Annotated in this window: 11 protein-coding genes; 10 read left to right on the top strand and 1 reads right to left on the bottom strand. The window is 69.2% G+C overall.

Going from position 1 to position 12137, the window contains the following annotated elements; translation table 11 throughout:
* Positions 1-17: 17 nt before the first annotated feature.
* From O7610_RS16500 to O7610_RS16455, 10 genes are all read left to right on the top strand, one after another.
* Positions 18-458: a hypothetical protein gene (locus O7610_RS16500; protein ID WP_289211313.1), complete on the top strand. Its 441-nt coding sequence runs from the start codon at positions 18-20 to the stop codon at positions 456-458.
* Between the two features lie 153 nt (positions 459-611).
* Positions 612-2111 (top strand): hypothetical protein, encoded by a 1500-nt coding sequence (locus O7610_RS16495; protein ID WP_281551634.1) that lies wholly within the window; start codon positions 612-614, stop codon positions 2109-2111.
* 183 nt (positions 2112-2294) lie between these two features.
* Complete coding sequence (locus tag O7610_RS16490; RefSeq protein WP_281551633.1) at positions 2295-3269, top strand: hypothetical protein; 975 nt, start codon at positions 2295-2297, stop codon at positions 3267-3269.
* Complete coding sequence (locus O7610_RS16485; RefSeq protein WP_289211312.1) at positions 3266-4993, top strand: peptidase M16 family protein; 1728 nt, start codon at positions 3266-3268, stop codon at positions 4991-4993. The genes O7610_RS16490 and O7610_RS16485 overlap by 4 nt, the downstream gene beginning before the upstream one ends.
* A 94-nt stretch (positions 4994-5087) precedes the next feature.
* Positions 5088-5471 (top strand): DUF1622 domain-containing protein, encoded by a 384-nt coding sequence (locus tag O7610_RS16480; protein WP_289211311.1) that lies wholly within the window; start codon positions 5088-5090, stop codon positions 5469-5471.
* 82 nt (positions 5472-5553) lie between these two features.
* Positions 5554-6006: a ChaB family protein gene (locus tag O7610_RS16475; RefSeq protein ID WP_281551630.1), complete on the top strand. Its 453-nt coding sequence runs from the start codon at positions 5554-5556 to the stop codon at positions 6004-6006.
* A 407-nt stretch (positions 6007-6413) separates the two neighbouring features.
* Complete coding sequence (locus O7610_RS16470; protein ID WP_281551629.1) at positions 6414-7238, top strand: p-hydroxycinnamoyl CoA hydratase/lyase; 825 nt, start codon at positions 6414-6416, stop codon at positions 7236-7238.
* Complete coding sequence (locus O7610_RS16465) at positions 7235-8785, top strand: AMP-binding protein (RefSeq protein ID WP_281551628.1); 1551 nt, start codon at positions 7235-7237, stop codon at positions 8783-8785. Before O7610_RS16470 ends, O7610_RS16465 begins: the two co-directional genes overlap by 4 nt.
* A 91-nt stretch (positions 8786-8876) precedes the next feature.
* Complete coding sequence (locus tag O7610_RS16460; RefSeq protein WP_281551627.1) at positions 8877-9575, top strand: DUF899 domain-containing protein; 699 nt, start codon at positions 8877-8879, stop codon at positions 9573-9575.
* Positions 9576-9751: 176 nt separating this feature from the next.
* The gene (locus O7610_RS16455; protein ID WP_281551626.1) at positions 9752-10498 is read left to right on the top strand and encodes an SDR family NAD(P)-dependent oxidoreductase; all 747 of its coding nucleotides are present in this window, start codon (positions 9752-9754) and stop codon (positions 10496-10498) included.
* Positions 10499-10576: 78 nt separating this feature from the next.
* On the opposite strand, the gene O7610_RS16450 is transcribed toward O7610_RS16455, so the two are convergent.
* On the bottom strand, positions 10577-12118 hold the full coding sequence (locus O7610_RS16450; RefSeq protein WP_281551625.1) for a GMC family oxidoreductase: 1542 nt from the start codon (positions 12116-12118) through the stop codon (positions 10577-10579).
* Between the last annotated feature and the right edge of the window lie 19 nt (positions 12119-12137).

The raw sequence follows: 12137 nt of genomic DNA, 5'->3' as shown, positions 1-12137 counted from the left end.
CCGGCGCGGGAGGCGGCATGGCGATCCACCACGAGAAGGTCTTCGGCGACGCGATCGTCGCGGCGATGTGCGCCGACGGCTGGATCGAAGGCGACCCGGCCGACTACCGGCCCGAACTGGGGCTCGACACCCGACAGTTGTCCACGTTCATCGGGGCGCCCCAGCCTGACGAGTGGGAAGAACTCGTCACCTACTCCGGCGGCGACCACAACGAGGCCCAGCGTGGCTTCGCGTTGCGGCTCGACAGGGCGACTGCTGGCGGCGGCCTGCTCGACGTGCTCCGCAAAGGAGTCAGGGACCACGGGGTGCGGATCCGGCTCGCATACTGCCGTGCGTCGTTCGTGGAGTCCGACGCGATCCCTGACGCCTGCCGCAGCAACCGGCTCACCATGGTCCGCGACACCACCGAGCTGATCTTCGCCCACCGGGCCACAAGGCCGGATCACCGCCGCCGCTAGGCGCTACCCCGGGGCACGCCCGGCGGCTATCGGCCGGAACGTCACGGGGTTGCGGTGCGTCATCGGTTGTGACTAATGTGCGCTGTCCTCTGTAAGCCATCGCGCTCATCCGCTGCTTCGACATTCCATGGGGGAAACCGCAGCATGCCCAGAATGACAGTCCTCGGCCGGTTCGCCGCCGGCTGCGCGGCCACCAGCCTGGCCGCCCTTTCGATCGCCGCCCCGGCGCAGGCCGTGGAGTCAGACGACATCGCCTGGGTCTCGCCGTTCATCGAGTACGTGACCAACATCGCGATGGACGCGACCACGCCGAAGCCGATCGAGATCACCATCAGCAACAGTGTGCCGACCGCCGCCGTCGACGTGTCGGTGACGATCGACGCGTCCACGGTGTCGGACGCGTTCCGGATCGATCTGCCCGGTGCCAGCCAGGGTTGCACGGTCGCCGGCAAGGTGGCCACCTGCACGCTCGACGAACTCGCCGGCGACTCGACGCACGTCTACCGGGTCGACGCCCTGCCGGGTGACCTGGACGTCCTGGAGTACTCGGGCGTCATCGAGGTCACCACCTCCGCCGCGAACATGCCCGAGGAGCAGCAGACCACCGGCAGGGTCCAGCTCACCGGGCCCGGGGTCGATCTCGTGGTCGGTGAGATCGACGACGTGACGCTGCAGCCGGGGGAGAGCACGAACGTGCCGGTCCGGGCCGCGAACGTCGGCACGGTGGCGGCCGCCGGCGTACAGGTGGTGCTGAGCACCGGCCTGGACCTCGAGCTGCCGGACCGGTACGACAACTGCGAGTACAACGCCGACTTCCTCGAGCTGACCTGCCAGATTCTCGGCGAGGTCGGCCCGGGTGAGGTGTTCACCCTGCACGAGGAGACCCCGCTGCGGGTCAGGGTCGGCGAGACCGCACCCGGCCCGTCCGAACGGATCGTCGTGGTGTCGGTGCTGCCGTTGGGTGACGACGAGGTCGCGGCCCTCGGCACGATGTCCGCCCGATCCGCCGGCAACGAGCTCCGCCTGGCCACCCTGGAGCCGCTGCCGGACCTCAACGACACCGACAACTGGACCGAATTCCTGGTCAATATTCCGAACCAGCCGGCCGACTCGGTGGCGATCGGCGCGACGGTGCAGGGGGCGGTCGGCGACGTGGTCGACATCGAGGTCGGCATGCGCAACGACGGCCCGGCCGACCTGATCCTGCCGGGCCAGGCCTGGGCCCCGTCCGCGGTGGTGACGCTGCCCGTCGGAGTCGAAGCGGTCGCCGTCGGTGACCGCTGCGCCCCGGTCGTTGACGGCAGCCCGGTCTGGGACGACCGCGGTCAGCCGAACGGCCTGGTCTACTTCTGCCGGCCCACGCACAGTCCGGTGGCGGGGGAGTCGTTCCACTACCCGTTCCAGGTGGAGATCGTCGGCGCGGCCGGTGCCGCCGGCTCGATCGTCATCGACGGCGGCGTGCAGGACCCGGACACCGACAACAACACCGCCGAGATCACCCTCGGCAGCGGCGGCGAAGGTGCCGGCGGCGGGCTGCCGGTGACCGGAGCCAACGCCGGGCTGCTGGCCGGCGTCGGCGCGGTCCTCGTCGTCGCAGGTGCGGTGGCCGTAGTGATGTTCCGTCGCCGTCGGATCGTCACCGTCGTCGACTGACATTCAGAGGAGCAGCCGACCGTACGCCGTCCAGCCGACCGTACGCCGTCCATCCGGACCCCGCCGGGATCGCCCGGCGGGGTCCGGATGCTGCCTGTCGCTGAGCGACGCGCCCCCGCGAGCAGCGTCCACGGCGGAAAACCGGGTCCCCGCCGTTGACGGCAGCCCTCTACTATGCGCCGCATGCCTGCCGCACCACCGCTCACCCTCACCACCGATCTCACCACCGGATACCCGGAGCTCGTCGAGCTGCGTGCCGCGCTCGACCAGGCGGACTGGGCCGCCGCGTCGCGGCTGTTCACCGGTCAGCCGCCCGCCGGACCGACCAGGCCGTCCGGCGTCGGCACCGAACTGATCTGGTACGCCAGCTCGGTCGACGCCGCCCACGACGTGGCCCGACGCCGACACGACGCCGACCCGACCGACGGTCCCGCCGCCGCGCTGCTCGGCGCCTGTCTGATCAAGCATGCCTGGGCGGTCCGCACCAGTTTGCGCGCCGAGCATGTCAGCCGCGACCAGTTCCGCGAGTTCCACCGGATCCTGCGCGACGCCGAACGGGTGCTCATCGACGCGACCGCGTACCACCCGGACAACTGCGCGGCCTGGACGTACCGCCTCGTCACCGCCCGGGGTCTGGAGCTGGGCCGGTCCGAGGCGCGTCGGCGCTACGACCGGCTCGCCGAGACCGACCCGCACCACCTCCCCGGGCAGCGGCAACTACTGCAGCAGTTGTGTCCGAAGTGGGGCGGTTCGTTCGAGCAGATGCACGCCTTCGCTCGGGAGGCGGCTGCCGCCGCGCCAGCGGGTGCGCTCAACGGCAGGCTGGTCGCCGAGGCCCACACCGAGCACTGGTTGGAGCTGGAAGGCCGGGCGCAGCGCGACTACTGCGCCGACCCGCAGGTGCGTCAGGAGCTGCGCGACGCCGCCGCCAGGTCGGTGCTGCATCCAGACGCGGAGCAGTCGTACGGGTGGGTGGAGGCGCACAACGCCTTCGCCATGATCTTCAGCGTTATCGGCGATCACGCCGCCGCCGCACCGCACTTCGCTGCGGTCGGCAACCTGGTCGCGGCCGATGCCTGGGCGTACCTCAAGGACCCGGTGGCGGCGTTCGGACGGTTCCGTACACTCGCGACGAAGGCGGCAGGTGAGGCCCGATGATCCGGCAACTCGACGTCGACGGGATCCCGGCGCTGCTGGCCCCGACCGGAGGGCCCACGCACGCCGGGCTGATGTTCCGGGTCGGCCAGGCCGACGAGACGCTGGCCCGGCGTGGCCTCACCCATCTGCTCGAACACCTCGTGCTGCATCCGCTCGGCGCCGCCGACTACCACTACAACGGCACCACCGGCAGCGTGGTGACCCACTTTCACCTGTCGGGCTCCGTCGACGACATCACCACCTTTCTGACCGGGGTGTGCAGGTCGTTGCGGGAACTGCCGGTGCACCGCCTGGACACCGAGAAGGCGATCCTGGACACCGAGTGGGCCGGCCGGCCGGCTGCCGCCACCGACCAGTTGCCGCTGTGGCGCTACGGCGCGCGTGACTACGGGCTGGGTGCGTATGCCGAGCTCGGATTGCCCGCGATCACCGCCGAGGACCTGCAGGAGTGGGCGGCCCGGTACTTCACCCGGGAGAACGCGGTCCTCTGGCTGGCGGGTGCCGAGTTGCCGCCGGATCTGCGGCTGGAGTTGCCGTCCGGGACCCGGATGCCGGCCCCTGCCGCCTCGTCGGCGCTGGCGGGTACGCCGGCGTTCTTCTACGGGCCGGGTCGGGCGACCGCGATGGACGCGGTGGTGCCCGCCGGGGCGGCCGCCCGGGTGCTCAGCGGTGTCGTCGAGCGGGAGCTGTTTCGGGCGCTGCGGCAGCGGGACGGCCTGTCATACACGACCGCCACCGACTACGAGCCACGAGGCGACGGCAACGCGGTGGTCACCGCCCTCGCGGACGCTCCCAACGGCAAGGAGGACGCGGTACTCGGTGGCTTCGTCGATGTACTGGCCAAGATCCGGGTGGGTCGGATCGACGAAGCGGACGTCGCCGCTGTCGTCGGTAAGGCCACCGAGGCGCTGTCCAGCGTGGAAGCGGACGGCGCGCGGCTGCCGTCGATCGCGTTCAACCTGCTCACCGGCCGGCCGGTGCGGTCCAGTGACGACCTGACCCGGCAGTTGAAGGAGGTCACCGTCGAGTCGGTGCATGCGGTGGCGACCACCGCGCACGCGTCGTCGCTGCTGATGACGCCCCGTGGCCGGGGTGCCGACTGGGCCGGTTTCACCCGGGCCGAGCCGGGCCTGGTGGGGTTGCTTCCCGGCACCAGCCACCGAGGGCTGGGCGGGCTGGACGGCCAACGGCTGATCGTCGGGGCGGAGGGGGTCAGCCTCGTCACCGGGTCCGGGCAGTCCGGGCAGGTGGTATCGGTGCGCTACGACCGTTGCGCGGCGATGCTGGCCTGGCCGGACGGTGGCCGTCAGCTCATCGGTGACGACGGCGTCAGTCTGCAGTTGGAACCGACGGTCTACGAGGGTGCCACCGCCGAGCTCGCCGATGCAGCAGTCCCGGTGCAGTCCCGGATCGACCTGCCGGCCCGGGACCCGGCGGAGATCCCGCAGCCGGAGACCGTCGCCGGTCCGGCCGGGCGGCATCCCCGGTCGGGCGTCGCCGGCAGCGGGGTGGTTGCCCGGTTCCGAAACCTGGGCAGCGACCAGCAGTTGAAGGTCGGCGCACTGGGGCTGATTACGCTCGTCGTCGGGGTCGCCGTGCTCAGCCTGACCATCGCCATGATCGTCGGAGCGGTCGACTTCCGGGTGCTGAGCGCGCTCGGCAGTTGGATGATCGCCGGCTACCTGGGCCGGGCGTTTCTGAAGGCCTGGAACGAGGGCAGATGAGAGACCAAGTCTGAAATATCGCTTCGTGCGCGTATAGCACGATTTATCCTGACCATGCACCGGGCGTCGACCGAGATGGACTTCGTGGTCAGAGATGAACTTCGAGACAGCTGTCCTGATCATCGGTACGACGGTTGACGCCCTCGGTGTGCTGATCATCCTCACCGGCCTGGTCGTCGGCACGGTGCTCTACCTGCGAGGCGCGTTTCGTGAGCGGAACATGCGGGCGACCTACCGCCGGTACCGGCAGGACATCGGCCGGGCGATCCTGCTCGGGCTGGAGTTTCTCGTCGCCGGGGACATCATCCGTACCGTGGCGATCTCGCCGACCTTCCAGAGCGTCGGCGTGCTGGCAATGATCGTCGCGGTGCGTACGTTCCTCAGCTTCTCCCTGGAGGTCGAGCTGGATGGCCGGTGGCCGTGGGGCCGGCGACGTCGCACCGGCGACGACGCCGCGGCGACGGGACGACAGGCATGACCTGCGGCGTCGTGGGTACGGGATGTGGTACGGCGAAATTCGGTGCCGCCCCCGGCGCAGACGACGTCCGTGAGGAGGAACGATGGCCGCCAAGCGGGAGAAGGCCGACAAGCACCAGCAGGCCGAGCAGATGCGTGACGACGTGCCCAGCACGATCGCCCGCTCCGACGACAAGGCCGTACGGACCTACAAGAAGACCCTGGAATCGGCCGAGGAGAGTTACGGCGACCCGGCGCGGGCGCACCGCGCGGCGTACGCCTCGTTGAAACACAGCCACGAGAAGGTCGGCGACCACTGGCAGCCAAAGGACAGCCTGGGCCCGTCCGATCCGCAGGCGGCCCAGGGCACGCCCCAGTCGTTGCGCCGGCCCCGGGAGACCGCCCAGGGGGTCGACGCCAACGCCGGCAAAGGCCACCTCGACGACGTGGCGCGCCAGGTCGGCATCGACCACCCGCAGGACATGAACAAGGACGAACTGGTCAAGGAAATTGAGAAGGCGAACGCCCGGGCGACCGCGAAGGCCCGTAGGAAGTGACTGCCTGACTCACCTGAAACGTCAGCGACTGACCGCGTGACCCGGTCCCGGCTGTAGCCGGGACCGGGTCACGCGACCTTGCGGGTGGTCCGGGGGCTGCGGACCACCATCCCGGAATTCTTGCGGACCAGGCTCCAGCGTGTCCTCTCCCAGAATGCCGTTCCCTGCAGTTCGGTCGGCGATTGTGGGCAATATTCGGCAAGCGGTGCGGTGAATCTTGCCGTATCGGATTTCGCTGACCATCGGGGCAAGGCAACACCAAAGAAGCGTGCCGGATCGGTACTTGTGATGCTCGTAGCGCGGCGGGCCTACCGGAGGCTGCACTGTCGAAATCCGGATTGTACGGCCGAGCGGCCAAGGTCAACTGCGCGCATTTTTCGTTGCCCGACCGGAAAGAGGGAACTGAGATGATGGTGCTGGAAACCGTGAACCTCGAGATGGACGGCCCGGTGGCCACCATCTACATGAACCGCCCGGCCAAGAAGAACGCGATGAACCCGCAGATGCACCGGGACATGAACCAGGCCCTCGACACGATCGAGGCGGCCGGCAACGTCAAGGCGGTCGTGGTGACCGGCGTCGGCGACAGCTTCAGCGCCGGGATGGACCTCGAGGAGTGCTTCCTGCAGCCGTTCGACGACCCGCAGCTGTTCTACCGGACCAACCTGATCGCGTTGACCTGGTTCAAGCGGCTCAAGGCGTTCCCGGCGGTGACCATCGCCAAGGTCAACGGGTTCGCGTTCGGCGGCGGCCTGCTGGTCACCGGCCTTTGCGACCTGGCGGTGACGTCGGAGACCGCACTGTTCGGCCTGTCGGAAATCAACTTCGGGATCTTCCCGGCCGGCGGCGCCACCTGGGCGGCCACCCACAACCTGCCCCGCAAGCAGGCGCTCTACTACATCCTGACCGGCGACACCATGACCGGCCAGCAGGCACAGGAGTACGGCCTGGTCAACAAGGCGGTTCCGGCCGACCAGCTGGACGCCGAGACCGACCGGATCGTGCGGAAGATCGCCAAGAAGAACCCGATCACCCTGGAACTGGCCAAGCAGGTCTACGAGCGCACCACCACCATGGACCTGCCGACTGCCATCGACTACGACCAGGCCAAGCTCTGGGAGCTGTCCCGGCTCAGCGGCAACGAATGGGTCAACGTCGCGCTGAAGCAGTTCGAGAAGCGCGCCTACCAGCCGGGGCTGAGCACCTACAGCCGCGCGGAGGCGAAGTCGTGACCACCACCACTCCGACGCCGACGACCGTCGACATCCCGGACCTGTCGCTGCCGGCGTTCGTGCTGCAGCGCGCCGAGCAGTACGGCGACCGTACGGCACTGGTCGACGTGGCCGGTGGCGACGGCTACACGTACCGCCAGCTGGCCTCGATGGTGCGTCGGCTGGCCGCCGGGCTGCACGCCCGTGGCTTCCGCCGGGGCGACGTGCTGGCGATGCTCGCGCCGAACGTGCCGGAGTATCCGATCGTGGTGCTCGCCGCGTCGCTGGCCGGCGGCACGGTCGTCGTGCTCAACCCGATCGACACGCCCGACGATCTGGCCGGCCACCTCACCGACGCCGGCGCGAAGCTGTTGGTGACCGTACCGTCCGAGGTGCCCAAGGCGGCGGCGCTGGCCGCCCGTACCAAGGTCGAGGAGATCGTGGTCATGGGCGCGGCGGACGGCGCGACGTCGCTGTCGGAGCTGCTCAGTGACGACCCGGCGCCGGAGGTGGCCATCGACCCGGCGAGTGACGTCGCGGCGCTGCTGCACTCCAGCGGCAGCACCGGACGCCCCAAGGGGGTGATGCTGACGCACCGCAACATCGTCGCGACCGTGCTGCAGACCAGGACGGTCACGCCGCTCGGCGCGGACGAGAAGGTGCTCGCCATGCCGCCGTTCCACCACGCGTTCGGTCTGATCATGGTGATGAGCGCCAGCCTGTTGCAGGGCGCGACGATCGTGACGATGCCGCGGTTCGACCCGGAAGGGTACGTCAAGGCGATCCACGACCACCGGATCACCCGCCTCTACATTGTCCCCACGCTCGCCGTGCTGCTGGCCCGGAGCCCGCTGCCGGACCGGTACGACCTGTCGTCGGTCCGGTCGATCGTCTCCGGCGGCGCCGCGCTCGACCCCGAGATCGCCCGGCTCTGCCGGGAACGTCTCGGTTGTCACATCGCCCAGGGGTACGGCCTCACCGAGGCGATGACGTCGTTCATGCAGCTCGAGGAGCCGTTGGTGCCCGCGTCGGTGGGCCGCACGGCGCCCAATGTCGAGTGCCGGATCGTCGACGTGACCACTGGGGCGCAGCTCGGTGCGCACCAGCGGGGCGAGATCCTGATCCGGGGTCCGCACGTGATGAAGGGGTACCTCAACGCCGCCGAGGTGACCAGCAAGGTGCTCCGGCCGGACGGGTTCATGCACACCGGTGACCTCGGCTACCTCGACGACGACGGCGAGTTGTTCCTGGTCGACCGGATCAAGGAGCTCATCAAGTACAAGGGCCAGCAGGTCTCCCCGGTCGAGCTCGAAGCGGTCCTGATGACCCACCCGAAGGTGGCGGACGCGGCGGTCATCGGCGTGCCGGACGAGGAGGCCAGCGAGATCCCGAAGGCCTTCGTGGTCGCCAAGGAGCCGACCACCGAGCAGGAGCTCATGGCGTTCGTCGCCGAACAGGTGGCGCCGTACAAGAAGATCCGGCAGATCGAGTTCATCGAGCAGATTCCCCGGACCCCGGTGGGCAAGATCGAGCGGCGTCGGCTGAAGGAGCGGACGTTCAGCTCGTAGTCCGCGCCGGGCAAGCGGGGAGAAGTACCGGCGACCAGTTCCCTGTCATTCTGGCCATGGATGGTTCCGGCCGAAGTTCTGAGGAGATCTGATGAACCCTCCGCAAGTTGTCTCCAGAGAAGAATGGCTGGCGGCACGCACAGCGCTGCTGGAGAAAGAGAAGGAAGTCACCAAGGCGCGGGACATGATTGCCCAAGAGCGCCGCGATCTCCCGATGGTCAAGGTGGAGAAGGAGTACCTCTTCGAGGGGCCGAACGGTACGCTGACGCTGCTCGACCTGTTCGAGGGGCGCCGCCAGCTCGTCGTGCGGCACTTCATGTACGCCCCGGGCGACAAGGAGGGATGCATCGGCTGCTCGATGCAGGCTGACAGCGTCGGCGAGCTGTCGCACATGTGGGCCCGGGACACCACCTTCGTGATGATCTCGCGGGCTCCGCTGGCCGACTTCCAGGCGTTCAAGGCCCGGATGGGCTGGGAGATTCCCTGGTACTCGTCGTTCGGCAGCGACTTCAACTACGACTACGAGGTCTCCACCGAGCAGGGCGAGTCGCCCGGCGTCAGCGCATTCTACCGCGACGGCGACGACGTCTACTTCACCTACTCGATCTTCGACCGGGGTGGTGAGATCTTCAAAAACTTCTACAACTACCTGGACATCACCCACCTCGGCCGGCGCGAGGACGAGCTCGAGCACCCGTGGGACTGGTGGCGTCACAAGGACCGGTACGACGCGGAGAACGCGGCGGTGCCGGGCGCCAACTGGTGGAACGGCACCAGGTTCCAAAAGTAGCCCTGATCCGGGCGGGACGGCTCCGGCTTCTGGCGAATCTGTGGATTCGCCAGAAGCCGGAGCCGTAGGCCTGTCCGGCCGTCCCGCGTCGGACCGGCCACCACCCACCGGCCGGTGGGGCGTCGGGCCGGAGCAACCATCCAGCATCCACCCATCATCAACACAGTGGAGGAACCATGAGTGACATGTCGGGCCGGACCACGATCGTGGTCGGGGCGAGCCGCGGCCTGGGCCACGGGGTCGCCACCGCCTTCGCCGACGCCGGTGCGCCGGTGATCGCGGTGGCCCGTACCGCGATGGACTTCCCGGTGCCGGCCAACGGCGCCGGGTCGATCCAACCCGAGATCGCCGACGCCGGCGAGGCCACCGTCCCGGCCACCCTGATCGACCAGTACGAGCCCGAGGCCGTGGTCCTGGTCGCCGGGGCCACTCCGCACATGCGTGCGCTGCAGGAGCAGACCTGGGAGACGTTCTCGGTCAACTGGGAGACCGACGTGCGGATCACCTTCCACTGGCTGCGCGAGGTGCTGCTCAAGCCGCTGCGTCCCGGCAGCCGGGTGATCGTGGTCAGCAGCGGTGCCGTGCTCGGCGGATCGCCGCTCAGCGGCGGCTACGCCGGTGCCAAGGCGACTCAGCGCTACATCACCGGCTACGCCCAGGACGAGGCGAAGCGGGCCGGCCTGGACATCACCTTCACCACGGTGCTGCCGAGGTTCGCGCCGATGACCGGCGTGGGCCTGCCCGCCGTACGGGCGTACGCGGCCCGCGCCGGCAAGTCGACCGAGGAGTTCGTCAACCGGATCGGGCCGCCGCTGACCCCGCAGATCGCCGGTGCCGCGATGGTGGACCTGGTCCGGGCGGACGCCGCGACGGTCGCGCCGGGCTACGAGCTCACCGGGGCCGGGCTGCAGAAGCTGTCCTGATCCCGTACCGACGGTGATGCCCCGCGGGTAGCGTGCTACCCGCGGGGCATGTCGTGTCACCCCGGTCGGTGCCGGCGGTCAGGAGGCCGTCAGCCAGTCGGCGAGCCGCTCACCGATCATGATCGAGGTCAGGTTGGTGTTGCAGTTGACGATCGACGGCATGACCGAGGCGTCGCCCACGTACAGATTGTCCGTGCCGTGCACCCGCAGCCCTTCGTCGACGACGGCGTCGGCGTCGTCGGCGGTGCCCATCCGGGTGGTGCCGACCGGGTGGTAGCCGCTGTCCAGGCTGAGCCGGACGTAGTGGCCGAGGATGTCGTCGTCGGAGACCATCTCCTCGCCGAGGACGACGAACCGGTCGCCGCGGTCGACGATGCCCGGGGTCTGCATCAGCTGCCAGCAGGTGCGGACCGCGTCGACCAGGATCTTGATGTCCTGCTCGGTGGCAAGGAAGTTCAGGTCGATGTCCGGCGGTGACGTCGGGTCGGCCGAGGCGAGCACCAGGCGTCCCCTCGACTGCGGCCGCTGGTGCACCACCATCACCCCGAAGATCGTCTTCGCCGCGGCGAGCATCTGCAGCTCGGGGAAGAGCGTCAGATCGAAGTGATTGATCATGTAGTACTGCAGGTCGTTGAACTCGTCCGAGCCCGGTGCGGTGGTGCGCACCATGGTCTGCAGGAATGCGTCCTGCGGGTCGAACGTGCCCTCCTTCGGCACCATGAACGCGCCGGTGCGCGGGTGGTCGATCAGGGTGCCGCCGACCCCGGGGCGGTCGAGGAGCACGTCGATGCCGAGCCGGCGCAGATCGCTGGCCGGACCGATGCCCGAGCGCATCAGGATCGTCGGCGAGTTGACCGCTCCGGCGGCCAGCACGACGTTGCGGGCGTGGATCTCCTCGGTGCCGCCGGCCGGGTTGGTGACCTCCACGCCGTGCGCCCGGGTCCCGGTGAACAGCACCCGGTTGACCTGCGCGCCGGAGTAGATGGTCAGGTTCGCCCGGCCGCGGGCCATGCCCAGGTAGCCCATCGCGGTGGAGAACCGGGTACGGGTGTCGTTGCGGTTCGACGGGATGGGACCGACCCCGGTGGCCTCGGGGTGGTTGTGGTCCTCCACGTCGGGGAAGCCGGCCTTGAGAGCGGCCTCGTGGAAGACGTGCTGCACCGGGGCCAGCTCGTCGGGCCGCCACCGGCGGATCGGGATCGGACCGCCCTGACCGTGGTACTCATTGTCGAAGTCCAGGTCGTTCTCGAGTCGCTTGTAGTACGGCAGGACCTCGTTCCAGGCCCACGCCGGATTGCCCATCGACGCCCATTCGTCGAAGTTGTTCGGCGTGCCACGCAGGGCGATGGTCGCGCCGACCGCAGACGATCCACCGGTCAGTTTCCCGCGCGGGAAGATGATGCGCCGGCGGTCGGTGATTTCGGCCTTGAAGCGCCAGTCGTACGTGGACATCGACATGGCACTGCCGTCGAGGATCTCGTCCGGTGTCTCGGCGACGGTGGCGTAGTCCGGACCCGCCTCCAGCAGCAGTACCCTGCGCTGCGGGTCCTCGCTCAGGCGGGCGGCGAGTGCGGCTCCGGCGGACCCGGCTCCGACCACCAGATAATCGAATTCGTTCATCAGCGGCGTCCTTCGGCAG

This window comes from Solwaraspora sp. WMMA2065, from assembly GCF_030345075.1.
Classification (GTDB): Bacteria; Actinomycetota; Actinomycetes; order Mycobacteriales; family Micromonosporaceae; genus Micromonospora_E.
The sequence above is the reverse complement of the archived record's forward strand: the minus strand, read 5'-3'. Positions and strand labels throughout refer to the sequence as shown.

Excerpts from the sequence above, each read along its gene's own strand:
- O7610_RS16455 (WP_281551626.1), top strand. The coding sequence starts at position 9,752 with ATGAGTGACATGTCGGGCCGGACCACGATCGTGGTCGGGGCGAGCCGC.
- O7610_RS16490 (WP_281551633.1), top strand. The coding sequence starts at position 2,295 with ATGCCTGCCGCACCACCGCTCACCCTCACCACCGATCTCACCACCGGA.
- O7610_RS16500 (WP_289211313.1), top strand. The coding sequence starts at position 18 with ATGGCGATCCACCACGAGAAGGTCTTCGGCGACGCGATCGTCGCGGCG.
- O7610_RS16460 (WP_281551627.1), top strand. The coding sequence starts at position 8,877 with ATGAACCCTCCGCAAGTTGTCTCCAGAGAAGAATGGCTGGCGGCACGC.
- O7610_RS16485 (WP_289211312.1), top strand. The coding sequence starts at position 3,266 with ATGATCCGGCAACTCGACGTCGACGGGATCCCGGCGCTGCTGGCCCCG.
- O7610_RS16475 (WP_281551630.1), top strand. The coding sequence starts at position 5,554 with ATGGCCGCCAAGCGGGAGAAGGCCGACAAGCACCAGCAGGCCGAGCAG.
- O7610_RS16450 (WP_281551625.1), bottom strand. The coding sequence starts at position 12,118 with ATGAACGAATTCGATTATCTGGTGGTCGGAGCCGGGTCCGCCGGAGCC.
- O7610_RS16470 (WP_281551629.1), top strand. The coding sequence starts at position 6,414 with ATGATGGTGCTGGAAACCGTGAACCTCGAGATGGACGGCCCGGTGGCC.
- O7610_RS16495 (WP_281551634.1), top strand. The coding sequence starts at position 612 with ATGACAGTCCTCGGCCGGTTCGCCGCCGGCTGCGCGGCCACCAGCCTG.
- O7610_RS16480 (WP_289211311.1), top strand. The coding sequence starts at position 5,088 with ATGAACTTCGAGACAGCTGTCCTGATCATCGGTACGACGGTTGACGCC.